Origin of the sequence: Streptomyces sp. NPDC050743 (genome assembly GCF_044456925.1) — a bacterium.
In the GTDB taxonomy this organism is placed as follows: Bacteria; Actinomycetota; Actinomycetes; order Streptomycetales; family Streptomycetaceae; genus Streptomyces.
The window spans coordinates 41,266-62,498 of record NZ_JBITGJ010000015.1; the positions used below are offsets into that span (position 1 = coordinate 41,266).

At 72.7% G+C, this 21,233-nt stretch carries 25 protein-coding genes; 17 read left to right on the forward strand and 8 right to left on the reverse strand.

Going from position 1 to position 21,233, the window contains the following annotated elements:
- The first annotated feature begins 60 nt into the window (after nt 1-60).
- From ACIBJF_RS17460 to ACIBJF_RS17520, 13 genes are all read left to right on the forward strand, one after another.
- Complete coding sequence (locus tag ACIBJF_RS17460) at nt 61-1,650, forward strand: FAD-dependent oxidoreductase (protein WP_399174568.1); 1,590 nt, start codon at nt 61-63, stop codon at nt 1,648-1,650.
- Nucleotides 1,651-1,690: 40 nt separating this feature from the next.
- A complete protein-coding gene (locus ACIBJF_RS17465; RefSeq protein ID WP_399174569.1) occupies nt 1,691-3,538 on the forward strand; it encodes a transketolase in 1,848 nt (615 codons plus the stop codon).
- Entirely contained in the window at nt 3,535-4,470 is a 936-nt protein-coding gene (gene ligD / locus ACIBJF_RS17470) for a non-homologous end-joining DNA ligase (protein ID WP_399174570.1), read from the forward strand. Before ACIBJF_RS17465 ends, ligD begins: the two co-directional genes overlap by 4 nt.
- 45 nt (nt 4,471-4,515) lie before the next feature.
- Nucleotides 4,516-4,890, forward strand: coding sequence for a gas vesicle protein (locus tag ACIBJF_RS17475; RefSeq protein WP_356311884.1), 375 nt, complete (start codon nt 4,516-4,518; stop codon nt 4,888-4,890).
- Between the two features lie 69 nt (nt 4,891-4,959).
- Nucleotides 4,960-5,376: a gas vesicle structural protein GvpA gene (locus ACIBJF_RS17480; protein WP_399174571.1), complete on the forward strand. Its 417-nt coding sequence runs from the start codon at nt 4,960-4,962 to the stop codon at nt 5,374-5,376.
- Nucleotides 5,373-6,143, forward strand: coding sequence for a GvpL/GvpF family gas vesicle protein (locus tag ACIBJF_RS17485; RefSeq protein ID WP_399174572.1), 771 nt, complete (start codon nt 5,373-5,375; stop codon nt 6,141-6,143). The genes ACIBJF_RS17480 and ACIBJF_RS17485 overlap by 4 nt, the downstream gene beginning before the upstream one ends.
- A 29-nt stretch (nt 6,144-6,172) precedes the next feature.
- Complete coding sequence (locus ACIBJF_RS17490) at nt 6,173-6,433, forward strand: gas vesicle protein GvpG (protein WP_399174573.1); 261 nt, start codon at nt 6,173-6,175, stop codon at nt 6,431-6,433.
- Nucleotides 6,433-7,041, forward strand: a complete 609-nt coding sequence (locus ACIBJF_RS17495) for a DNA primase (RefSeq protein ID WP_399174649.1) — start codon at nt 6,433-6,435, stop codon at nt 7,039-7,041. Before ACIBJF_RS17490 ends, ACIBJF_RS17495 begins: the two co-directional genes overlap by 1 nt.
- Nucleotides 7,038-8,180 carry an SRPBCC family protein gene (locus tag ACIBJF_RS17500; RefSeq protein WP_399174574.1) on the forward strand — a complete coding sequence of 381 codons (1,143 nt, stop codon included), beginning with the start codon at nt 7,038-7,040 and terminating at the stop codon, nt 8,178-8,180. Before ACIBJF_RS17495 ends, ACIBJF_RS17500 begins: the two co-directional genes overlap by 4 nt.
- Nucleotides 8,177-8,512: a gas vesicle protein gene (locus tag ACIBJF_RS17505; RefSeq protein ID WP_351803643.1), complete on the forward strand. Its 336-nt coding sequence runs from the start codon at nt 8,177-8,179 to the stop codon at nt 8,510-8,512. Before ACIBJF_RS17500 ends, ACIBJF_RS17505 begins: the two co-directional genes overlap by 4 nt.
- Nucleotides 8,509-9,273 carry a GvpL/GvpF family gas vesicle protein gene (locus ACIBJF_RS17510; RefSeq protein WP_399174575.1) on the forward strand — a complete coding sequence of 255 codons (765 nt, stop codon included), beginning with the start codon at nt 8,509-8,511 and terminating at the stop codon, nt 9,271-9,273. The genes ACIBJF_RS17505 and ACIBJF_RS17510 overlap by 4 nt, the downstream gene beginning before the upstream one ends.
- Complete coding sequence (locus ACIBJF_RS17515; RefSeq protein ID WP_356311891.1) at nt 9,270-9,458, forward strand: gas vesicle protein; 189 nt, start codon at nt 9,270-9,272, stop codon at nt 9,456-9,458. Before ACIBJF_RS17510 ends, ACIBJF_RS17515 begins: the two co-directional genes overlap by 4 nt.
- The gene (locus ACIBJF_RS17520; protein ID WP_069777790.1) at nt 9,455-9,736 is read left to right on the forward strand and encodes a gas vesicle protein K; all 282 of its coding nucleotides are present in this window, start codon (nt 9,455-9,457) and stop codon (nt 9,734-9,736) included. The genes ACIBJF_RS17515 and ACIBJF_RS17520 overlap by 4 nt, the downstream gene beginning before the upstream one ends.
- A gap of 1 nt (nt 9,737) precedes the next feature.
- Here ACIBJF_RS17520 and ACIBJF_RS17525 read toward each other — a convergent pair whose 3' ends face one another.
- The 3 genes from ACIBJF_RS17525 to ACIBJF_RS17535 form a co-directional block, all read right to left on the reverse strand.
- The gene (locus tag ACIBJF_RS17525; protein WP_351803637.1) at nt 9,738-9,908 is read right to left on the reverse strand and encodes a hydrophobic protein; all 171 of its coding nucleotides are present in this window, start codon (nt 9,906-9,908) and stop codon (nt 9,738-9,740) included.
- A 42-nt stretch (nt 9,909-9,950) separates the two neighbouring features.
- The gene (locus tag ACIBJF_RS17530) at nt 9,951-10,772 is read right to left on the reverse strand and encodes a class I SAM-dependent methyltransferase (RefSeq protein WP_399174576.1); all 822 of its coding nucleotides are present in this window, start codon (nt 10,770-10,772) and stop codon (nt 9,951-9,953) included.
- A 112-nt stretch (nt 10,773-10,884) separates the two neighbouring features.
- The gene (locus ACIBJF_RS17535; RefSeq protein ID WP_399174577.1) at nt 10,885-12,393 is read right to left on the reverse strand and encodes a bifunctional phosphatase PAP2/diacylglycerol kinase family protein; all 1,509 of its coding nucleotides are present in this window, start codon (nt 12,391-12,393) and stop codon (nt 10,885-10,887) included.
- 81 nt (nt 12,394-12,474) lie between these two features.
- Here ACIBJF_RS17535 and ACIBJF_RS17540 point away from each other — a divergent pair, with 81 nt between their 5' ends.
- Together ACIBJF_RS17540 and ACIBJF_RS17545 are read left to right on the forward strand one after the other, a co-directional pair.
- Nucleotides 12,475-13,131, forward strand: a complete 657-nt coding sequence (locus ACIBJF_RS17540; RefSeq protein WP_399174578.1) for a histidine phosphatase family protein — start codon at nt 12,475-12,477, stop codon at nt 13,129-13,131.
- Nucleotides 13,132-13,410: 279 nt separating this feature from the next.
- Nucleotides 13,411-15,030: an ABC-F family ATP-binding cassette domain-containing protein gene (locus tag ACIBJF_RS17545; RefSeq protein WP_399174579.1), complete on the forward strand. Its 1,620-nt coding sequence runs from the start codon at nt 13,411-13,413 to the stop codon at nt 15,028-15,030.
- A gap of 58 nt (nt 15,031-15,088) precedes the next feature.
- Here the strand turns inward: ACIBJF_RS17545 and ACIBJF_RS17550 are convergent, their stop codons facing one another.
- Nucleotides 15,089-16,204 carry a Vms1/Ankzf1 family peptidyl-tRNA hydrolase gene (locus tag ACIBJF_RS17550; RefSeq protein ID WP_399174580.1) on the reverse strand — a complete coding sequence of 372 codons (1,116 nt, stop codon included), beginning with the start codon at nt 16,202-16,204 and terminating at the stop codon, nt 15,089-15,091.
- 93 nt (nt 16,205-16,297) lie between these two features.
- Between ACIBJF_RS17550 and ACIBJF_RS17555 the strand changes: the two genes are divergently transcribed.
- Nucleotides 16,298-16,555, forward strand: coding sequence for a DUF6158 family protein (locus ACIBJF_RS17555; protein ID WP_351803625.1), 258 nt, complete (start codon nt 16,298-16,300; stop codon nt 16,553-16,555).
- Between the two features lie 62 nt (nt 16,556-16,617).
- On the opposite strand, the gene ACIBJF_RS17560 is transcribed toward ACIBJF_RS17555, so the two are convergent.
- The 4 genes from ACIBJF_RS17560 to ACIBJF_RS17575 are packed head-to-tail and all read right to left on the reverse strand — an operon-like array spanning nt 16,618 to nt 19,996.
- The gene (locus tag ACIBJF_RS17560) at nt 16,618-17,160 is read right to left on the reverse strand and encodes a type 1 glutamine amidotransferase domain-containing protein (RefSeq protein ID WP_356311900.1); all 543 of its coding nucleotides are present in this window, start codon (nt 17,158-17,160) and stop codon (nt 16,618-16,620) included.
- The gene (locus ACIBJF_RS17565) at nt 17,109-17,807 is read right to left on the reverse strand and encodes a diguanylate cyclase (RefSeq protein WP_399174581.1); all 699 of its coding nucleotides are present in this window, start codon (nt 17,805-17,807) and stop codon (nt 17,109-17,111) included. The genes ACIBJF_RS17560 and ACIBJF_RS17565 overlap by 52 nt, the downstream gene beginning before the upstream one ends.
- Nucleotides 17,804-18,181: a DUF2795 domain-containing protein gene (locus ACIBJF_RS17570; RefSeq protein WP_399174582.1), complete on the reverse strand. Its 378-nt coding sequence runs from the start codon at nt 18,179-18,181 to the stop codon at nt 17,804-17,806. The genes ACIBJF_RS17565 and ACIBJF_RS17570 overlap by 4 nt, the downstream gene beginning before the upstream one ends.
- An 18-nt stretch (nt 18,182-18,199) precedes the next feature.
- Nucleotides 18,200-19,996 carry a thiamine pyrophosphate-requiring protein gene (locus tag ACIBJF_RS17575; RefSeq protein ID WP_399174584.1) on the reverse strand — a complete coding sequence of 599 codons (1,797 nt, stop codon included), beginning with the start codon at nt 19,994-19,996 and terminating at the stop codon, nt 18,200-18,202.
- 387 nt (nt 19,997-20,383) lie between these two features.
- On the opposite strand from ACIBJF_RS17575, the gene ACIBJF_RS17580 reads away from it, so the two are divergent.
- Complete coding sequence (locus ACIBJF_RS17580; RefSeq protein ID WP_399174585.1) at nt 20,384-21,097, forward strand: hypothetical protein; 714 nt, start codon at nt 20,384-20,386, stop codon at nt 21,095-21,097.
- The last annotated feature ends 136 nt before the right edge of the window (nt 21,098-21,233 follow it).

A 21,233-nucleotide genomic window follows, 5' to 3' on the forward strand; every position in this document is an offset into this window, starting at 1 on the left:
GGTGCCCCGGCCCCGGTTACGCGGAAGACCTCGGACGAGCCACACCGCCGGAGGCGCACCGTGAGCCGACCCCATGTCGTGATCGTCGGCGCCGGGTTCGCGGGGTACCGGGCTGCCCGCACACTGGCCCGGCTGACCCGGGACCGGGCCGACGTCACCTTGCTGACCCCGACCGACTACTTCCTGTATCTGCCGCTGCTGCCCCAGGTCGCCGCCGGCATCCTGGAGGCCCGCAGGGTCACGGTGTCGCTGCCGGGCACCCTGCACGGGGTGCGGATGGTGCTCGGCGAGGCGGACCACGTCGACCTCGACGGTCGTACGGTCCACTACTCCGACCCCGAGGGCGGCATCGGCACCCTCGCCTACGACCGGCTGGTGCTGTGTGTCGGCAGCGTCAACAAGCTGCTGCCCGTTCCTGGGGTCGCCGAGCACGCGCACGGCTTCCGCGGGCTGCCCGAGGCGCTGTACCTGCGCGACCACGTGACCCGGCAGGTGGAGCTCGCCGCCGGCGAGGACGATCCGAAGGCCTGCGCGGCCCGCTGCACCTTCGTCGTGGTGGGCGCCGGCTACACCGGCACCGAGGTGGCCGCGCAGATGCAGATGCTCACCGACCGGCTGGCCCGCCGGCATCCGCTGTGCGCCGGGCTCCGGCCGCGCTGGATCCTGCTGGACGTGGCACCGCGCGTGCTGCCGGAGATGGACGAGCGGCTGTCCCGCACGGCCGACCGGGTGCTGCGGGCGCGGGGTGTCGACGTGCGGATGGGGACGTCGGTGAAGGAGGCCACCCATGACGGGGTGCTGCTCACCGACGGCGAGTTCGTCGCGACCCGGACGCTGGTGTGGTGCGTCGGGGTACGGCCCGATCCGCTGGTGGAGGCGGTCGGGCAGCCGCTGGAGCGGGGCCGGCTGATCGTCGACCCGTATCTGCAGGTGCCGGGCCGGCCGGAGGTGTTCAGCTGCGGGGACGCGGCCGCCGTACCGGACCTGGAGAAGCCGGGGTCCTTCACGCCGATGACGGCCCAGCACGCGTGGCGGCAGGGCCGGGTGGCCGGGGAGAACGTGGCCGCCTCGCTCGGCCTCGGCCGGCGCCGGCGGCCCTACCGCCACCGCGATCTGGGTTTCGCCGTCGACCTCGGCGGGATCCAGGCCGCCGCCAATCCGTTCGGCATCCCCCTGTCCGGCCCGGCGGCCGGTGCGGTCACCCGCGGCTACCACCTGGCGGCGCTGCCCGGCAACCGCGTCCGGGTGGCGGCCGACTGGCTGCTGGACGCCGTACTGCCGCGTCAGGGCGTCCAGTTGGGCCTCGTACGGTCCTGGTCGGTGCCCCTGGACACGGCCTCTCCGGAGCTGGCCCGCGTACCGGGCGGGCACGAGCGCGCGGGTGAGCCGATACGGGCGGACGGACCGGAGCGGCCGGATGCACGCGAGCGGGCCGAAGCGGCGGAGCAGGCCGCCGGGCGCGGGGAGCACCCCGCCCCGGGCCCGGTCAAACGGACCGACGCCCCGGATCACCCGGCCCCCGGCCCCGTCAAGCGCACCGACGCCCCGGATCACCCCGCTCCCGGCCCCGTCAAGCGCACCGACGCCCCGGATCACCCCGCTCCCGGCCCCGTCAAGCGCACCGACCCCCCGGACCCCGCCGCCGAGTGACCCCGCGGGCCGTACCCCTCGACTCACCGCAAGGAGACCCATGAACACCGACGAACTCGCCGAACTGGGACAGCAGTTGCGCGTGGACAGCGTGCGGGCGTCCGCCGCGGCGGGATCCGGGCACCCCACGTCCTCGATGTCCGCCGCCGATCTGATGGCCGTGCTGCTCGCCAACCATCTGCGCTACGACTTCGAACGCCCCGAACACCCCGCCAACGACCGCTTCGTGCTGTCCAAGGGACACGCCTCGCCCCTGCTGTACGCCGCGTACAAGGCGGCCGGCGCCATCGAGGACGGCGAGCTGCTCACCTTCCGCAAGCTCGGCAGCCGGCTCGAAGGTCATCCCACGCCCCGGCGGCTGCCCTGGGTGGAGACGGCCACCGGATCCCTCGGGCAGGGCCTGCCGGTCGGGGTCGGCATCGCCCTGGCCGGCAAGCGGCTGGAGCGCACCGGTTACCGGGTGTGGGTGCTGTGCGGCGACAGCGAACTGGCGGAGGGCTCGGTGTGGGAGGCCGCTGAACACGCCGGGCACGAGCATCTGGACAACCTGATCGTGATCGTGGACGTCAACCGGCTCGGCCAGCGCGGCCCGACCCGGCACGGCCACGACCTGGACGCCTACGCCCGCCGCTTCCAGGCCTTCGACTGGCACACCGTCGAGATCGACGGCCACGACGTCGACAAGATCGACCGGGCCTACGGCGAGGCGCTGTCCACGACCGGGCAGCCCGTGGTGATCCTCGCCCGCACCCTCAAGGGCAAGGGCGTCGCCTCCGTGGAGGACCTGGAGGGCCACCACGGCAAGCCGGTGCCGGACGCCGAGGAGGCCGTCGCCGAGCTCGGCGGGCCGCGCCGGCTGCACGTGCGGGTCCACGAACCGCCGGCCGCCGCCGCGCTGCGCGACCTGACGACCGAGGTGCTGCAGCTGCCGCGTTACGACGAGGGCGACGAGGTCGCGACCCGGGACGCCTTCGGGGCCGCCCTCGCCGCGCTCGGCAGCGCGCGGGGCGATGTCGTCGCCCTGGACGGCGAGGTCGGCGACTCCACCCGCACCGAGGAGTTCGCCAAGGCCCATCCCGACCGGTTCTTCGAGTGCTACATCGCCGAGCAGCAGCTGGTCGCCGCGGCCGTCGGCATGGCCGCGCGGGGCTGGCTGCCGTACGCCTCGACGTTCGCCGCGTTCTTCAGCCGCGCCTACGACTTCGTGCGGATGGCGTCCATCAGCGGCTCCGGCATCAACCTGGTCGGCTCGCACGCCGGTGTCGCGATCGGCCAGGATGGGCCCTCGCAGATGGGCCTGGAGGACCTGGCGATGTTCCGCGCCGTGTACGGCTCGACGGTGCTGTATCCGTGCGACGCCAACCAGACCGCCCGGCTGGTCGCGACCATGGCCGGCCTCGACGGGATCCGCTATCTGCGCACCTCGCGCGGCAAGACGCCGGTGATCTACGGCCCCGACGAGGAGTTCCCGGTGGGCGGCAGCAAGACGCTCGTCGCCGGCGAGGAGGACCGGCTGACGATCGTCGCGGCCGGGGTCACCGTGCCCGAGGCGCTGGCCGCGGCCGACCGGCTCGCCGCGGACGGCATCCGGGTGCGGGTGATCGACCTGTACTCCGTCAAGCCCGTCGACACGGCGACCCTGCACCGGGCCGCCGAGGAGACCGGCTGTCTGCTCACCGTGGAGGACCACCACGCCGAGGGCGGCCTCGGCGACGCCGTCGCGGAGGCCTTCGGCGACGGCCGGCCCGTGCCCCGGCTGGTCCGGCTCGCGGTGCGCACCATGCCGGGCTCGGCCGCCCCTGACGAGCAGCTGAACGCGGCCGGCATCGACGCCGTGGGCATCGCGGCGGCGGCCAAGCTGCTGGTGGAGGAGGCGGTCGTGCGATGAAGGACGCGGACGCCCGGACCATACGGGCGGGCCGCCGTACGGTGGAGATCCAGCGGCCCGGGAAGGTGCTCTTCCCGGGCGGCGCCGGCGCCGAGGAGTACACCAAGGGCGATCTCGCCGACTACTACCGGTCGGTCGCGCCGTACATGCTGCCGCACCTGCGGGGCCGTCCGCTGATGCTGGAGCGGTATCCGGACGGCGTCGACGGGCAGCGCTTCATGCAGAAGAACATCCCGAAGCACTATCCGGACTGGATCACCCGCGCCGAGGTCCCCAAGGAGGGCGGCACGGTCACGCATGCCGTCTGCGACGACACCGCCACCCTCCTCTACCTCGCCGACCAGGCCTGCCTCACCCTGCACCGCTGGCTCTCCCGCACCGACCGGGCCGGCGGCCCGGACCACCCCGACCAGCTCGTCTTCGACCTCGATCCTCCCGGCGACGACTTCGCCCCCGTGCGGGAGTCGGCCGGCCTGCTGCGGGAGCTGCTGGACGAACTTCAGCTGCCCGCCGCCCCCATGACCACCGGCTCGCGCGGGCTGCATCTCGTCGTCCGTCTCGACGGCCGCCGGGACTTCGACGAGGTCCGCGAATTCGCCCGTGACGTGGCCGAGTTGCTGGCCGGCCGGCATCCGGACCGGCTCACCACCGCCGCCCGCAAGGAGGACCGCGGCGACCGTCTCTACCTCGATGTGCAGCGCAACGCCTACGCGCAGACCGCCGTCGCCCCCTACACCGTCCGCGCCCGCCCCGGCGCCCCTGTCGCCGTACCCCTCGCCTGGGAGCAGCTGGACGACCCCGGGCTCGACGCCCGCCGCTGGACCATCGCCGACGCCGTCGACCAGGCCGGCACCGACCCCTGGTCGGAGCTGCCGGGCCGGGGCCGTGCCCTGGGCCCGGCCCGGCGGCGCCTCGCGGAGATTCGCTCCTGAAGGTTTGGCCGTGGGATGAGCGGCCACCCGCAGGAAGAGGTGACCATGTCGAACACAAACAACACATCCCATTCACAGAGTTCGCAGAAACCTCATGACTCACAGGAGTCACACAACCAAGACAAGCGGAGCAACGCGGAGGAGCGGCGGCCGGCACCCATGGAGGTGCTGCGCCAGGCGCGTGCCCAGCTCGCCGAGCTGACCGGGCTCGCTCCCGAATCGGTGACCTCCTTCGAGCAGACCGAGGACGGATGGGTGCTCGAGATGGAGGTCCTCGAACTCGCTCGGGTCCCGGACACCATGAGCCTGATGGCGAGCTACCAGGTCGATCTCGACCAGGAGGGCCGGCTCACCGGCTACCGGCGCGTTCACCGGTACGAACGCGGGCGGTCCGACGCGCGCCGGCCCGGCGGCCGCTAGGTCGCCTCACCCGCCGCGCCCGCGGAGCGCCACCGTGACACCGACCAATCACGAGGAGGAACGGCCGGTATGACCGTTGTCCCGGCACAGCAGACCGGAGGCGGAGGCGGCACCAGCGGCCTCTACGACGTACTAGAACTCGTCCTGGACAGGGGGCTCGTGATCGACGCGTTCGTGCGGGTCTCCCTGGTCGGCATCGAGATTCTGAAGATCGACGTGCGGGTCGTCGTGGCCAGCGTCGACACATACCTGCGCTTCGCCGAGGCGTGCAACCGTCTCGACCTGGAAGCAGGACCCCACAAGACCCCGGGGCTGCCCGACCTCGTCGGCGAGATCACCGAGTCCGGCGCGCGCGGCAAGTCCAAGGGCGCCCTGTCCGGCGCCGCGGAGACCATCTCCGAAGCCTTCAAGCAGGCCCGTGAGGAGGGCGAGGAGCGGACCCGTCCCCGTAAGGCCACGACCCGCCGGAGGGAGGAGCAGGAGTGAGCACCTACGTCTACGGGATCACCGCCCGGACGCACCCGGCCCTGCCCGAGGGCATGACCGGTGTGGGGGAGCCACCCCGCCCGGTGCGGGTCCTCACGGCCGGCGAGCTGGCCGCCGTGGTCAGCGACGCCCCCGAGGGTCTGCGGGCCAAGCGCCGGGACCTGCTCGCACACCAGAACGTCCTCGCCGAGGTCGGCGCGGCCGGCTGTGTGCTGCCCATGCGGTTCGGAAACGTGGCCTCCGACGACGATGCCGTCGCCCATGTGCTCGACGAGCGCGCCGATCACTACCTGGAGCGGCTCCAGGCCCTCGACGGCAAGGTCGAGTACAACGTCAAGGCCAACCATGTCGAAGAGGCCGTGCTGCATCTCGTCATGGCCGAGAACCCGGATCTGCGCAGCCTCGCCGAGGCGAACCGGCGCGCGGGCGGCGGCAGCTACGACGACAAACTGCGCCTCGGCGAGCTGGTCGCCAGCGCCGTCAAGGCCAAGGAGGCCGAGGACGCCGCCTCGGTGCAGGCCGTGCTGGAGCCGGTCGCCGCCGCGGTCAGCGCCGGCCCGCAGTCCACGGGCTGGCTGCTCAACGTGTCGTTCCTGGTCGCCCGGGACGCTGCCACCGACTTCCTGGCGGCCGCCGACCGGGTCCGCGCGGACCACCCCCACCTCGAACTGCGCGTCAACGGCCCGCTGCCCCCGTACAGCTTCGTCGAGCCCGGTCCCGCCCAGCCGGCGGCCGAGCCGGCCGGCACGGACAGCGAGGCGCGCTGACCGGGCGGCCCGGACGGAAGGAGGAGGCCATGGGACTGATCGGCGAGGTGCTGCTGCTGCCGTTCGCACCGGTGCGTGGTGCCGGGTGGGCGATCGGCCACGTGCTCCGCGAGGCGGAACGGATCTACTACGACCCCGCCACCGTACGGGCCGAACTGGCGCGACTGGAAGAGCGGCTGGAGGCGGGCGAGATCACCGAGGAGGAGTTCGACCGGTGTGAGGACGAGCTGCTCGACCGGCTGGAGACAGGAATGCGGTCCGGCCGTACCACAGGCGAGGGGACGGGATGATGAACCGAACGGCACTGGGCCTCGCTATAGGGGCCGGATACCTCTTGGGGCGCACGAAGAAGCTGAAGATGGCGGTCGCGGTCGGCTCCCTGGTCGCGGGAAAGAAGCTGAACCTCGGCCCCGGCGCGCTCGCCACCATGGCGCGGCAGCAGCTGCGTGACAACCCGCAGTTCAAGGAGATCGGCGACCAGCTGCGCGAGGACCTGCGGGGCGTCGGCAAGGCCGCTTCCGGGGCCATGGTCGAGCGGCAGATGGGCGCGCTCGCCGACCGGCTGCACGACCGTACCGCCCATGTCCGCGACGAGCTGTCCGGGGCGCTGCCCACAGGGGGCTCGGACGAGGAGCCTGAGGACGACGACCGGGACCGCGAGGCCCGGCGGGGCGGCGACCAGGAGCGGGAGGACGACGACCGCCAGGCCGGCCGACGGCAGTCCTCCGGCAAGAAGGCGGCTGGGAAGGCCTCGACGAAGGCCTCCGCCGGGCGGAAAGCCATGGCGAAGAAGACGGCACCCGCGAAGAAGGCGGTGGCCAGGAAGACCGGCACGGCCGGGAAGAAGGCGGCCGAAGCCCCTGGCGCCGGATCGTCGAAGGGCGGCGATGACCGATGACCGACACACTCGGATCCGCGGCGTCCACGGCCGGGCGGGCCACGAAGGCCGCGCGGGACAACCCGCTCACCGACCTCGTCCACAGCGAGGCCGCCGACCGGCTGAAGGCAGAGGCACAGGAATACCTGGCCGCCCAGGCCGAACGGATGCTCAGCGGCCTCGGACACAAGCTCGGCGAGACCACCGTCAAGCTCAACGACATAGCGGAGGGCAACAGCCCCGGCTTCGCCAAGCTGGCGCTCGACGCGGGCCGCAAGCTCGCCGAGGGCAAGGGGCCGCTGCGCTCCGCCCTGGAGCTGGGCGCCTCACGGGTCAAGGACAACGTCACGCAAGCGGTCAAGAACCTCGGGGGCGGCAAGGGCAGGAAGAAGAGCAGGGGCGGCAACAAGCCGACGGTCATCATGGAGTCGGTCGATGTCGGCGTGCCGCTGCGCACCGCCTACGACCAGTGGACGCAGTACCAGGACTTCTCCACCTTCGCCAAGGGCGTCAAGAGCGCGAGCCGCGCCGACGACATCCACAGCGACTGGCAGGCGAAGATCTTCTGGTCCAACCGCAGCTGGAAGGCGCACACCACCGAGCAGCTGCCCGACCAGCGCATCCAGTGGACCTCGGAGGGCGCCAAGGGCACCACGAAGGGGGTCGTGACCTTCCACCCCCTGGGCGAGAACCTCACCCGGATCCTGCTGGTCATCGAGTACTACCCGAGCGGCCTGTTCGAGAAGACCGGCAATCTGTGGCGCGCACAGGGCAGGCGGGTCAGGCTGGATCTGAAGAACTACGTCCGGTTCATCACCCTGAAGGGAGAGGCCGAGGACGGCTGGCGCGGCGAGATCCGCGACGGCGAGGTGGCCCGCAGTCACGAGGACGCGGTGGCGGAGGAGGAGTCCGAAGAGCCCCGCGGCGAGGACGAGGGCGAGAAGCCCGGCGAGGACGAGGGGGAGCCGGAGGAGTACGAGGCCGAGGAGGAGGAAGAAGGCGAGGGGGAGGAGCCTGAGGAGGAGGAAGAAGAAGGCGAGGAGGAGGAGCCTGAGGAGGACGAGGACGAGGAGGAAGGGTCTTACGAGGACGAAGCCGAGGGTGACGAGGAATACGAGGAAGAGGAGCCCGACTACGCCGAGCGCGGGAGCCGTCGATGACGACGCCCAGCCGGTTCCCCGAGCCCTACGGTTCGGGCAGTGGGGCCAACCTCGCCGACATCCTGGAGCGCGTCCTCGACAAGGGTGTGGTGATCGCGGGTGACATCCGGATCAATCTGCTCGACATCGAGCTGCTGACCGTCAAGCTGCGGCTCATCGTCGCCTCGGTCGACAAGGCCAAGGAGATGGGCATCGACTGGTGGGAGAGCGACCCGGCGCTCTCCTCCCGGGCCCGCCGAGACGCGCTGACCCGGGAGAACGCCGAGCTGAGAGAGCGGCTGGCCCGGCTGGAGGAGCTGGAGCCGGGCCGCGTGCCGAAGGAGGCACCGTGACAGGACTGCGCTACGTCTACGCCGTCTGCCGCCCCTTCGGGACCCCCCTGCAATCGCAACTCACCGGCGTCGGCGGTGCCCCGCCGGCGCTGCTGCGCCACCACGGCCTGATCGCGGTCGTCAGCCAGGTCCCGGCGGCGGACTTCGGTGAGGAGGCCCTGAAGGCGCACCTGGAGGACCTGGACTGGCTGGCCGCCACCGCCCGAGCCCATCAGGGCGTGATCGACGCGCTCACCACGGTCACCACCCCGCTGCCGCTGAGGCTCGCGACCGTCTTCCGGGACGACTGCGGGGTGCGGATGATGATCGAGGCCCGTGAGGATGACTTCCGGCGCATCCTGGACCGGGTGGAGGGCCGGGTGGAATGGGGAGTGAAGGTGTACCTGGAGGCCGAGCCCGCCGAGCCCGCCGAGCCTGTCCCCGCGGCGCAGCCCGCGAGCGGCCGGGACTATCTGCGCCGGCGGCGTGAGAGCACCCACGCGACCGAGGAGCGGTGGCAGCGGGCCGAGGCGTTCGCCCGGTCGCTGCACGAGCGTCTTTCCGGGCTCGCCGAGGATTCCCGGCTGCACGCCCCGCAGAATTCCGCACTTTCCGCCGAACCCGGCCGGAATGTTCTCAACGCCGCTTATCTCGTGCCCCGTGCGCATTCCGAGGAATTCGTGGAACTGGTGGACCGTACGAAAGACGAGACTTCCGGAATCCGGGTGGAACTCACCGGACCCTGGGCCGCCTATTCGTTCACGGGGGAGGCGACGCCGTGACCGTCGTCGAACGGCGCGAGGTCGCCCTCGTCGATCTGCTCGACCGGCTGCTGGCCGGCGGAGTCGTCGTCACGGGGGACATCACCCTGCGGATCGCGGACGTCGACCTGGTCCGCATCGATCTGAACGCGCTGATCAGCTCCGTGAACGAGTCGGTTCCCTCGCCCTTCGAGGAGATCCTGTGACCCCGCGCAACCGGCTGGACCTGGAGCCCGACACGGTCGAGCGCGACCTGGTGAAACTGGTGCTCACGGTGGTGGAACTGCTCCGGCAGCTGATGGAACGGCAGGCCGTGCGCCGCTTCGACACCGGCGAGCTGACCGAGGAGCAGGAGGAGCGCATCGGGCTCACCCTGATGCTCCTGGAGGAGCGCATGGCCGAACTGCGCGAGCGCTACGGGCTGCGGCCCGAGGACCTCAATCTGGACCTCGGGCCGCTCGGACCGCTGCTTCCCCGCGACTAGCTCACCATCGGTACCAGCGCCCCCGGCCGCCGGCGGCAGTCGTGCCGCGGACCAGGAAACCCAGCAGCCAGACGACCAGAACCACCAGGGCGATCCACCAGAGAACCTTCACCGCGAATCCGACGCCGAAAAGGAGCAGGGCCAGAAGCAGTACCAGCAGGATGGGAACCATAATGTAAACCTCCTGCAATCAGGGTTTCCCGAATTCGGCGGATCAGGCTTCTTTACGGCACAGAATTTCCCCGTGCAGAACCGCGAACCAGCCGTCCTCCCGCCGGCCCCATTCCCGCCACGCCGCGGACACGGCCCGCAGGTCTTCCTCCGTCGCGTGCCCGCCCTGCGTGGCCCGCTCCGCATAGGAGGAGGCCAGGGTGCGGTCCGCCCACAGGCCGCTCCACCAGGCCCGCTCCTCGGGCGCGGCGAAGGTCCAGGTGGCGGAGGTGGCGGTGATGTCGGTGAGCCCGGCGGCCAGCGCCCACGCCTTCAGCCGGCGCCCTGCGTCGGGCTCGCCGCCGTTGGCCCGGGCCACCCGCTCGTACAGGTCCAGCCACTCCTCCAGGCCCGGCACCTGCGGGTGCCAGGTCATCGCCGCGTAGTCCGCGTCGCGTACGGCGATGAACCCGCCCGGCTTCGTCACCCGGCGCATCTCGCGCAGCGCCTGCACCGGGTCGCCGACGTGCTGCAGCACCTGGTGGGCGTGGACCACGCAGAAGGTGTCGTCCGGGTAGTCCAGGGCGTGCACGTCGGCGACCGCGAAGTCCACGTTGGCCAGGCCGCGACCGGCGGCGGTGGCCCGGGCCTGCTCCAGGATGCCCGGCGCGTGGTCGACGCCGGTGACGTGGCCGTCCGGCACCCGTTCCGCCAGGTCGGCCGTGATGGTGCCCGGCCCGCAGCCGATGTCCAGGATCTTCATGTGGGGCTTCAGGGAACCGAGCAGATAGGCCGCGGAGTTCTCCGCGGTCCGCCAGGTGTGCGACCGCAGCACCGACTCGTGGTGCCCGTGCGTGTAGACGGCGGTCTCCTGCGCTTTCGGCATGGCTGTTCCCCTTCACCTTCGTCACCGGTGGTGCGCATCACGGTACGCGCGCATGCCGAATGATGAGACTGCCGTTTCATAATCTGGACAGCCGGGGAGTCCTGACCGGACGTCAAGAAGCGGCGGTCGACGGCCGGTAGACCGTCAGGGCCTCCGGCAGTTTCTCCAGGGTCACCTCACCGGACACGGCCGTCACCTCGCCGTCGTACGCCATCGGGGTGCCCGGCGTGACGCCGGTCAGCCGGAGCCGGTTCACCTGCACCGCCGAGTGGGCGGGGGACCGCGTCAGCGGGCCCGCCGCGGCCGCGGCCAGCAGCCGCAGCGCGGGCCGCCGGCCGCCGTGCACCACCCGCACGTCCAGCAGCCCGTCCGCGAGATCGGTACGGCGGCCGGGCGCGAGCCCCATGCGGTGGTAGACGCCGTTGCCGACGAACAGCAGCCACAGCGGCCGCCGTTCGCCGCCCAGCTCCACCTCCAGCGGATGCCGGTCCGCGCGCAGCACCCGCAGCGCGCCCAGCAGCCCGGCCGGCCACCCGCCGATCCGGTGCGACCAGCGGTCCCGCACGCGCACCAGCTCCGGGTAGACGCCCAGGCTCAGCGTGTTCAGGAACAGGCCCTCGCTCTCGCCGGTGACATAGCGGACCGCGTCCACCCGCACCGCCTCGCCGTGCCGGACCGCACGGGCCAGATCGCGCTCGTCCTCCACGCCCAGGTCGAGGGCGAAGTGGTTGAGGGTGCCGCCCGGCAGCACCGCGAGCGGCAGACCGTGCCCGAGCGCGACCCTCGCGGCCGCGTTCACCGTGCCGTCGCCACCGCACACACCGAGCGCCCGGGCGCGGGTCGCCGCCTTCGCCAGTTCGTCGCCGATCTCCTCCGGCGCGCACTCGACGATCTCCGCCTGGGGCAGCGCGCCCTGCAGCGCACGGATCCGGTCGGCCGTCCCCGAGGCCCGGTTGGTGACCACCACCAGGCCCTCGCCCTCCGGCAGCGCCGGCGCCGCCGCGCGCGGCCGGGACCGCCGCCGCACCTGGGCGCGGGTCGGCATCAGCCGGCGCAGCAGGAAGGCCGCGCCCGCGCCGAGCGCCGCCCCGGCCAGCACGTCGCTCGGGAAGTGCACGCCGGTGTAGACCCGGGAGGCCGCCACCGAGAACGCCACCGGCGCCAGTGCCGCGCCCCACGCCGGGGACTCCAGCGCGACCCCGGTCGCGAACGCCGCCGCCGACGCGGAGTGCCCGGACGGGAACGACGTGGTGATCGGCTGCCGCTTGAGCTGGCGCACCAGTGGCACCGGGTCCAGCACCGGCCGGGCCCGGCGGACCGAGCGCTTGCCGATCGTGTTGATGGTCAGGGAGGCCAGGCTCAGGGAGGCCAGGCCCCGGGCGGCCGCCCGGCGGGCCCTCGGGGTGCGGCTCGCGGCCATCGCGGCGGCCGTCGCGAACCACAGCACCCCGTGGTTCGCGCTGTGGCTGAGGCGGGGCAGCACCCGTTCGGCGCCGGGCCAGTGCCAGGTGGCGGCCGCCTCGAACAGCCGGCCGTCCAGATCCAGCAGCCGGCACAGCGGGCTCCGGCCGGCCGAGCGCGCGGTCAGGGCAAGGTCGGTCAGGTCCAGGTCTGGGCTCATGGGGTCCGGTTACCCTGAAGTGCCCGTTTGTTGTGCCCGTCTGCGCCGGGCCGCCACCGGCGCGTGAGGAGATTCCCCCGGATGCGCCTCCTTCTCGTCCGCCACGGCGAGACCCCGTCCAACGTGCACCACCTGCTGGACACGAATGTGCCGGGCCCGGCGCTGACCCCGCTGGGCGAGGCGCAGGCCGCCGCACTGCCCGAGGCGCTCGCCGGCGAGGACATCGAGGCCCTCTACGCCTCCACCCTGCTGCGCACCCGGCTCACTGCCGCCCCGCTGGCCGCCGCCCGGGGCCTCGAAGTGATCGTCCGCGACGGCATCCGCGAGGTGTCCGCCGGCGACCTGGAGATGCTGCCCGGCGAGTCCGCCGAGGGCCGGGAGTACATGCGCACGATCTTCGGCTGGGCGGCCGGCGACACCGCGCCGCGCATCCCCGGCGGGGAGAGCGGCGAGGAGGCCCTGGCCCGGTACGACGCCGTGGTGGCCGAGGCCGCCGCGAGCGGTGCCGGCACGGTCGCCATGGTCAGCCACGGCGCCGCGATCCGCCTGTGGACCTCCGCCCGCGCCGACAACGTCGACGTCGCCTTCGCCGCCGCCCGCCCCCTGGGCAACACCGGCGTGGTCGTCCTGGAGGGCTCCCCGTCCGACGGCTGGAAGGCCCTGTCCTGGGAGGGCGCCACGGTCGAGCCGGCGGGAGAGGCGGGTCCGGCGGGGGAGCCGGTGGATACGGCGGGGTAGGGGACGGTGGGGGAGCCGGTGGATACGGCCGGGCAGGGAGCGGTGGGCGAGCCGTTCGGAGAGGGTGGATGCGGGTGGCGCCGCGCGCTCGGGAGCGGCGCACGTGCCGGAGTCCCGCAGCTCAGGGTGCGGGCGCGGCAGGGGGGCGGTGTCCCGGTCCGGCGGGCGCACGGTCCCACCGCCCGGCAAGCACGCTGTGTCCCCGCCCGACAACGCATTGCCGTCGCCGTCCGATAAGGGTTTGCCGTCGTCGGGGGCCGCCCCGCAGAATGCCTGCCCATGGGACATCTGGAAGCCGCGCACCTCGAGTACCACCTCCCCGACGGGAGGACGCTGCTCGGGGACGTGTCCTTCCGGGTCGGGGAAGGCGCCGCCGTCGCCCTGGTCGGCCCGAACGGCGCCGGCAAGACGACCCTGCTCCGGCTGATCTCCGGCGAGCTGAAGCCGCACGGCGGCACCGTCACCGTCAGCGGCGGCCTCGGCGTGATGCGCCAGTTCGTGGGCTCCGTACGGGACGAGACGACCGTACGCGACCTGCTCGTCTCCGTCGCCGCGCCCCGCATCCGCGAGGCGGCCAGGGCGGTCGACGAGGCCGAGCACGCCATCATGACCGTCGACGACGAGGCCGCCCAGCTGGCGTACGCGCAGGCCCTCGCCGACTGGGCCGAGGCACGCGGCTACGAGGCCGAGACCCTGTGGGACATGTGCACCACCGCGGCCCTCGGCATGCCCTACGAGCGCGCCCAGTGGCGCCAGGTGCGCACCCTCTCCGGCGGCGAGCAGAAACGCCTCGTGCTGGAGGCGCTGCTGCGCGGCACCGACGAGGTGCTGCTGCTGGACGAGCCGGACAACTACCTCGACGTGCCCGGCAAACGGTGGCTCGAGGAACAGCTGCGGGAGACCCGCAAGACGGTCCTGTTCGTCTCCCACGACCGTGAACTCCTCGCCCGCGCCGCCGAGAAGATCGTCTCCGTGGAGCCGGGCCCGGCCGGCGCCGACGCCTGGGTGCACGGCGGCGGCTTCGCCACCTACCACGAGGCCCGCCGGGAACGCTTCGCCCGCTTCGAGGAGTTGCGCCGCCGCTGGGACGAGAAGCACGCCCAGCTGAAGAAGCTGGTGCTGAACCTCCGTCAGGCCGCTGCGGTCAGCCATGAGATGGCCTCCCGGTACGCGGCCGCCCAGACCCGCCTGCGCAAGTTCGAGGAGGCCGGCCCGCCGCCGGAGCCGCCGCGAGAGCAGGACATCACGATGCGTCTGAAGGGCGGCCGTACCGGCGTAAGGGCCGTCACCTGCAAGGGACTTGAACTGTCCGGCCTCATGCGGCCGTTCGACCTGGAGGTCTTCTACGGCGAACGGGTCGCCGTCCTCGGCTCCAACGGCTCCGGCAAGTCGCACTTCCTGCGCCTGCTGGCCGGCGAGGACGTCGCGCACACGGGGGAGTGGAAGCTCGGCGCGCGCGTCGTGCCCGGGCACTTCGCGCAGACCCACGCGCACCCCGAACTCCAGGGCCGTACCCTGCTCGACATCCTGTGGAAGGAGCACTCCCAGGACCGCGGCGCCGCCATGTCCCGGCTGCGCCGCTACGAGCTGACCCAGCAGGCCGAGCAGCCCTTCGACCGGCTCTCCGGCGGCCAGCAGGCCCGCTTCCAGATCCTGCTCCTGGAGCTGGCGGGCGCGACCGCCCTGCTGCTGGACGAGCCGACCGACAACCTCGACCTGGAGTCGGCCGAGGCCCTGCAGGAGGGCCTGGAGGCCTTCGAGGGCACGGTCCTCGCGGTCACCCACGACCGCTGGTTCGCCCGCTCCTTCGACCGTTACCTTGTTTTCGGCGCCGACGGCCGCGTCCGCGAGACCGCGGAACCGGTCTGGGACGAACGCCGCGTGGAACGCGTCCGCTAGGGCGCGCCGGACCAGGGCGCATCCGGCCCGGATACGGCCCCCGCGCCCGGGCTCTCCGTCACTTCCAGCGCAGCAGCGCGCCCATGCCGCCCGGTGCGACCTCCTCGCCGGCGTCCTCCAGGATCGGTGTCAGCGACAGCACCGGAGCGTTCGTCACCACGGCCGCCCGTACCAGCGCGTCGTCGGCGCGGGCCGGCCACGCCTGGCGTTCGCCGATGTCCTTCAGCTCCGAACGGCGGACCGCCAGCTGGTCCGGGTCCTCGCCGATCCACACCTCGCGCTGCGTGTCGGGCGCGTCCGGGCGGATCAGCAGCTCAGCCAGCCGGTGCTCGCGCGCCGCCTCGATCAGCTGCGGCATCTCCTCGACGGCCGCGGCCCGCCGCTCCTCGTCGGGCGTCCGCGCCTCACGGAACCGGTCCACCTCCGCCAGGATCCGCTGCCGTACGTGCTGGGCGCGTATCTCCTCCACCTCCTGCGGCAGCAGCTTGCTGTCCTTGCCGCGGGACGTCTCCATCACACGGTCCTGCAGTGCCTTCGGCAACTGCTCGTGCACCGACCGGCGCTCCCGGTCGTCCCCGCACAGGATCAGCAGATCGGCGCCCGTCTCCTCCTGGCACGCGGCCAGGGCGTCGGCGACTTCACGCGCATTGTGCTCCCAGGTGTCCTCCACCTTCAGCTGGAAGTGCCGCTCGGACCAGTCGGACGCCTTGGACCGGTGTATCGGCCACTGCCGGCCCGTCACCTGCCCGGCCTCCTCGTGCAGCAGCGCGCTGCGCAGTTCGATGCGGGCTCCGGTCCGGTCGATGTAGGCCACCAGTGACAGCGGGTCCTCACCGGCGAGGTCCAGCAGCGGCGTCACCCGCGGCAGCGCACCCCAGTACGCCTCGCCGTCCTGCGGGCCCCGGGTCAGCGGTACCTCCAGGACCACCTCGCCGTCCCGGGCGAACACGGCCCGGCCGTACGGCTCCGGCGCGTGCCGCAGCGCCTCCAGGGCGTCGTGCACCGCCCGGCAGGTGGGCTCGTCCGCCCCCAGCCGGGCCAGGTCCCGGGTGACCGCCTCCGCGGTCAGATGACGGCGTTGCTGCTGGTCCTCCGTGTGGATCGAGGTGTCGATGTATGCGGAGGCCCAGGACCCCGGATGTTCGTACAGTGGATTCAGGAAGGCGAGCAACATGGATTCCTCCGGAAAACTCCTCGGGGGCAGTGCCTGCCCGGCGGGTACCCGGGCCGGGACCCAAGGACACGGACACGACGAGCGGGGCACCACATGAACGGAGTCGACCCCAGCCGACTGGACGACCAGCAGCTCATGAAGGAGCTGGAGACGATCCACCGCACGCGCCACGACACCCTCCTGTACGGCTCGAACGACGCGCTGCGGACCCACAACGAGCGCATGGCGCAGCTGGAGGGTGAGTATCTGCGCCGCAACCCGCGCCGTCTGGTCAGCGCGGGCCGCACCCGTGAGGGCGCCCGGGAACGGCGGTGCGGCGAGGCGGCGACTCCGGAGGCGACCGGCACCTGAGCGGCCGGGCCGGCACAGGGGCCGGCACAGGGAAGGGCCGGCCCCTCGCGGCAAGCGGCAATTCAGCCCGCCTCACCGGCGAACACGTGCAGGAACGCGTCGCAGAACGCCTTCAGATCGTCCGGCTTGCGGCTGGTCACCAGCTGATTGGACCCGTGGTCGCAGATCTTCACCCGCTCGTCCACCCAGGTGCCGCCCGCGTTGCGGATGTCCGTCCGCAGACTCGGCCAGGACGTCAGCACCCGGCCCCGTACGACGTCCGCCTCCACCAGCGTCCACGGGGCGTGGCAGATCGCGGCGACCGGGCGGCCCTGGTCGAAGAAGTCCTTCACGAACGCCACGGCCTTGTCGTCCATGCGCAGGAAGTCCGGGTTGGCCACCCCGCCGGGCAGCACCAGACCACCGAACGACCCGGCCGACGCCTCGCCGACCACCTCGTCCACATCGAACGTGTCCGCCTTGTCGAGATGGTCGAACGCCTGGATCTTCCCTGGTGCCGTCGACACCAGCACCGGCTCGTGCCCGGCGTCGGAGGCCGCCTTCCACGGCTCGGTCAGCTCGACCTGCTCCACACCCTGGGGCGCCGCGAGAAACGCGATGCGCATGACTCTTCACTCTCCTTCCCTGCCTTGCCCTGCCCTGCCTTCCAGGTGCGCCGCCGGGCCGCCCGCCGGCAGCGCAGCAGCTCCTCGCCGTACGGCAGCACCACGCACAGCCCGATCGCGAGGCCGATCCCGGTCAGATAGCCGGGCGACAGCGGGCGCCGGCGCTTTCGCAGCCGCCAGGCGTCCCTGTCTCCGCCGCCGCCCCGCACCAGCGACCGCACCTGGTCGGCGTGCAGGCACATCAGCGAGGCGAGCGCGCCGAACGGCAGCGACTCCAGGAAGCTGTGGATGTGCTGCTCGACCGGCCTGACCTCCCGGTCGCTGTCGACGGCCGTACGCACGTCCCACAGCGCCGTCGCCTCGTGCACCGCGGCCGCCCCGAGCTGCACGCTCAGCAACAGCGGATTGATCCGGTAGCGCAGGGTCAGCGCGATCGGCAGCCCGACCTCGGCCATCATCAGTGAGTGGATCAACGACTCCTTCGTCCCCGAGGTGTCCTCGATCCGGGTGCGCCGGTGCATCAGCCAGTCGGCGAGCCCCGGCACGAACCAGCCGGGCAGCAGCCCGTACAGCATGAACCGGGTGGTCGCGACGTCGACGTCGACGCCGGCCCCCCTCGCGATATCGGCCGCCTGGTCCTCGCTCATGCGCCGCCCGCCAGCGCCTCGGCCAGCTGCTGCACGTTCGCGTAGCGCGCCGTGTGGGGCAGCCCGGCCACCGCGTCGACCAGTGCGGTCGGCGCGTTCTGCCGGCGCAGCGTCCGGGCCAGGTCACGGGCGGTCGCGGGGAACGAGCCACGGCTCAGGGTGCGGGCCAGCTCCGACCGCACCCGCTCCAGCGACGCCGGAGAGCCGAGGCCGCCCACGGGCCCGCTCCAGACCTCCGGGTCGTCGTCCGCGGCCGGCTCCGGGTCGTGCCACTCCTCCACCCGTGTCGGGTGGCCGGACCTCAGCAGTCCCTTCAGCTCGTGTTTCATCTCATCGTCCCGGTGGACGTTCAGCCGGTCACTGCCTCGCTGCATGGCTACCTCCACAGGGGGCTAGTTCTTGTCCTTGCCGGGCAGGAACTCCTGCATCTTCGCCTTGAAGCCCTGCTTGACCACCGACTTGCGGTCGGTATCCCCCCTCAGAATCGACGCCGCCGTCGCCTCCATCTGCTCCCAGGTCGCGTGCGGCGGGATCGGCGGCACGGCGGGGTCGGTGAGGAACTCGATCACGCACGGGCCGTCGGCCTCCAGAGCCGCGCGCCAGCCCGCCTCCACGTCCTCGGGCTTCTCCACCCGGACGCCGGTCAGACCCAGCGAGCGGGCGAACGCCGCGTACTGCACGTCCGGGATCGCCTGCGACGGCAGGAACGACGGGGCGCCCTCCATGGCGCGCATCTCCCAGGTCACCTGGTTCAGGTCCTGGTTGTTCCACACGCCCACCACCAGCCGCGGATCCGACCAGCGGTCGCGGTACTTCGCCGCCGTGATCATCTCCGCCAGGCCGTTCATCTGCATCGCGCCATCGCCGACCAGCGCGAACACCGGCCGGTCCGGATGCGCGAACTTCGCGCCGATCGCGTACGGCACACCCGGCCCCATCGTCGCCAGCGTCCCGGACAGCGAAGCGCGCATGCCCGGCCGCATCGTGATGTGCCGCGCGTACCAGTTGGCGACCGAACCGGAGTCGGAGGTCAGGATCGCGTTCTCCGGCAGCAGCGGATCCAGCGCGCGGGCCACGTACTCGGGATTGATCGGATCGGCCGACAGACCGGCCCGCCGCTCCATCGTCTCGTGCCAGCGCCGCACGTTCGCGCACACCGTGTCGTACCACTCACGCCCGCCCCGGTCGCTGTTCAGCAGCGGGATCAGCCGGCGCAGCGTCGCCTTCGCGTCGCCGACGAGGTTCACCTCGTACGGGTAGCGCATTCCGATCATGTGCGGGTCGATGTCGATCTGCACGCCGCGCGCCTTGCCGAAGTCCGGCATGAACTGCGTGTACGGGAACGACGACCCGATTGTCAGCAGGGTGTCGCAGTCCCGCATCAGCTCGTACGACGGCCGGCTGCCCAGCAGCCCGATCGGCCCGGTGACGTACGGCAGTTCGTCGCTGAGGACGTCCTTGCCGAGCAGGGCCTTCGCGACCCCGGCGCCGAGCAGTTCGGCGATCTCCTGCACCTCCGCGACGGCACCGGCCGCGCCCTGGCCCACCAGGATCGCCACCTTGTCGCCAGCGTTCAGCACGTCCGCCGCCCGGCGCAGCGCCTCGTCCGTCGGGGTCATGGAGTACTCGCTCATGCCCATGCTGGACGGCACCATCTTGAACTCGTGCGTCGGCGGCGAGTAGTCCAGTTCCTGCACGTCACCGGGGATGATCAGGGCGGTCGGGCAGCGCCGGGCGTAGGCGGTGCGGATCGCCCGGTCCAGCACGTTCGGCAGCTGCTCGGGCACCGTGACCGTCTCCACGAAGTCCGAGGCGACGTCCTTGTACAGCGTGTGCAGATCGACTTCCTGCTGGTAGGAGCCGCCCATCGCGCTCCGGTTGGTCTGGCCGACGATCGCCAGCACCGGCACGTGGTCGAGCTTGGCGTCGTACAGACCGTTGAGCAGATGGATCGCGCCCGGTCCCGATGTCGCGGCGCACACCCCGATACGGCCGCTGAACTTCGCGTATCCGACGGCCTCGAACGCGGACATCTCCTCGTGCCGGGACTGGATGAACCGCGGCCGGTCCTCGGCCCGGCCCCAGGCGGCGAGCAGCCCGTTGATGCCGTCGCCCGGATAGCCGAAGACCTGTTCCACATCCCAGGCGCGCAGGCGCTCGAGGATGTGGTCGGAGACCTTGGTGCTCATGGAGGGACCTCCCCAGTGGGGTGCGAAGCGGACGATCCGGTCAGCACATACCGAGTCACCTGCACCGGGGACGGAAAACCTCTCCGGCGCGTGGACGCGAGACCGCCGGGGCGGCGGTGCGGGTGGCGGAGCGTGCCGGAGCCGCGACCGGCCACCGTTTGTCACCCGGCCGGGCGCGCCCGTCCCGCGAATGGGGTCCGGCCGCGCGCGCGGCGGCGCCGTGCGGGCTGTGATGGCAGCGAGGGCACGCCCTGTGCCCCGTACCCGTGACGCCGTAGGGGCTGCGCCCCCGCACCGCCGTACCGGTGCTCGACGTACTGCCCGCTGTACCGGCGTCCGGCGTACCACCGCCGACCGATCCGCCGTGTCTGCCGAGGAGCCCGTCCCATGCGCCGCACCGCCCGTGCCCTGTCCGTCGCCTTCGTCGCCGGGGCCGTGCTCGCCCTGGCCGGGCCCGCCGCCACCGCCGACGTGGGTCCCGGCACTCCGTACCCGCCCCCCGTCACCGCTCCGACGGTCGTCCCCGACGTGGGTCCCGGCACTCCGTACCCGCCCCCCGTCACCGCTCCGACGGTCGTCCCCGACCCGTGCGCCGCGCCACAGCAGTGCGCCGACCCCCTCCCCGGCCCCGCCGCCACGTGCCGGCCCGGCGAGCCCTGCCAGGACGGTGCGGGGTGCAAGCCGGGGGAGGTGTGCCCGAGCGATCCGGGCTCGGGGTGGTGCAAGCCGGGTGAGGTGTGTCCGAGCGGCCCGAGTGCGGGGTGCAGGCCGGGGGAGGCATGCCCGACCGGTCCGGGGCCGGCGTGCGGGCCGGGGGAGGCGTGCCCCGACGACGGCCACCGGTGCGCGCCGGGCCGCTACGAGCCCTGCCTCGCCGGTCGCCCCTGCGGCGACCCCGACGGCCGGCAGGCCCACGGCACCGACGGCTGCGACCCGCCCACCGTGCAATACGGAGTCGAGGCCGGGACGGGAGGCAGCTTCACCGACTCGGTCCCGGCCCTCGCCGTCGGCGCCGCCCTCATCGCCGCGGCCTGCGGCGGAGCCGGCTACCGGCTGTACGGCGCCCGGCGCGCCGCGGGAGGCCGGTCCACGGACGCGTGACCGGGGCGGCCCCCGTCACGCCCATGGAGTGACGCCCGGCGGGTACACACCTTCCCGAGGGCACCGGCACCGGGCCCCCACACCGACGGACAGCACAGGCCACGGACGACACCGACCGCCGGCGCAAGCCCCGGCA

What these genes read in the sequence shown, in the direction of transcription:
- ACIBJF_RS17465 (WP_399174569.1), top strand. Translation starts at nt 1,691, where the DNA reads ATGAACACCGACGAACTCGCCGAACTGGGACAGCAGTTGCGCGTGGAC.
- ligD (WP_399174570.1), top strand. Translation starts at nt 3,535, where the DNA reads ATGAAGGACGCGGACGCCCGGACCATACGGGCGGGCCGCCGTACGGTG.
- ACIBJF_RS17475 (WP_356311884.1), top strand. Translation starts at nt 4,516, where the DNA reads ATGTCGAACACAAACAACACATCCCATTCACAGAGTTCGCAGAAACCT.
- ACIBJF_RS17480 (WP_399174571.1), top strand. Translation starts at nt 4,960, where the DNA reads ATGACCGTTGTCCCGGCACAGCAGACCGGAGGCGGAGGCGGCACCAGC.
- ACIBJF_RS17490 (WP_399174573.1), top strand. Translation starts at nt 6,173, where the DNA reads ATGGGACTGATCGGCGAGGTGCTGCTGCTGCCGTTCGCACCGGTGCGT.
- ACIBJF_RS17495 (WP_399174649.1), top strand. Translation starts at nt 6,433, where the DNA reads ATGAACCGAACGGCACTGGGCCTCGCTATAGGGGCCGGATACCTCTTG.
- ACIBJF_RS17500 (WP_399174574.1), top strand. Translation starts at nt 7,038, where the DNA reads ATGACCGACACACTCGGATCCGCGGCGTCCACGGCCGGGCGGGCCACG.
- ACIBJF_RS17505 (WP_351803643.1), top strand. Translation starts at nt 8,177, where the DNA reads ATGACGACGCCCAGCCGGTTCCCCGAGCCCTACGGTTCGGGCAGTGGG.
- ACIBJF_RS17525 (WP_351803637.1), bottom strand. Translation starts at nt 9,908, where the DNA reads ATGGTTCCCATCCTGCTGGTACTGCTTCTGGCCCTGCTCCTTTTCGGC.
- ACIBJF_RS17530 (WP_399174576.1), bottom strand. Translation starts at nt 10,772, where the DNA reads ATGCCGAAAGCGCAGGAGACCGCCGTCTACACGCACGGGCACCACGAG.
- ACIBJF_RS17535 (WP_399174577.1), bottom strand. Translation starts at nt 12,393, where the DNA reads ATGAGCCCAGACCTGGACCTGACCGACCTTGCCCTGACCGCGCGCTCG.
- ACIBJF_RS17540 (WP_399174578.1), top strand. Translation starts at nt 12,475, where the DNA reads ATGCGCCTCCTTCTCGTCCGCCACGGCGAGACCCCGTCCAACGTGCAC.
- ACIBJF_RS17545 (WP_399174579.1), top strand. Translation starts at nt 13,411, where the DNA reads ATGGGACATCTGGAAGCCGCGCACCTCGAGTACCACCTCCCCGACGGG.
- ACIBJF_RS17550 (WP_399174580.1), bottom strand. Translation starts at nt 16,204, where the DNA reads ATGTTGCTCGCCTTCCTGAATCCACTGTACGAACATCCGGGGTCCTGG.
- ACIBJF_RS17555 (WP_351803625.1), top strand. Translation starts at nt 16,298, where the DNA reads ATGAACGGAGTCGACCCCAGCCGACTGGACGACCAGCAGCTCATGAAG.
- ACIBJF_RS17560 (WP_356311900.1), bottom strand. Translation starts at nt 17,160, where the DNA reads ATGCGCATCGCGTTTCTCGCGGCGCCCCAGGGTGTGGAGCAGGTCGAG.
- ACIBJF_RS17565 (WP_399174581.1), bottom strand. Translation starts at nt 17,807, where the DNA reads ATGAGCGAGGACCAGGCGGCCGATATCGCGAGGGGGGCCGGCGTCGAC.
- ACIBJF_RS17570 (WP_399174582.1), bottom strand. Translation starts at nt 18,181, where the DNA reads ATGCAGCGAGGCAGTGACCGGCTGAACGTCCACCGGGACGATGAGATG.
- ACIBJF_RS17575 (WP_399174584.1), bottom strand. Translation starts at nt 19,996, where the DNA reads ATGAGCACCAAGGTCTCCGACCACATCCTCGAGCGCCTGCGCGCCTGG.
- ACIBJF_RS17580 (WP_399174585.1), top strand. Translation starts at nt 20,384, where the DNA reads ATGCGCCGCACCGCCCGTGCCCTGTCCGTCGCCTTCGTCGCCGGGGCC.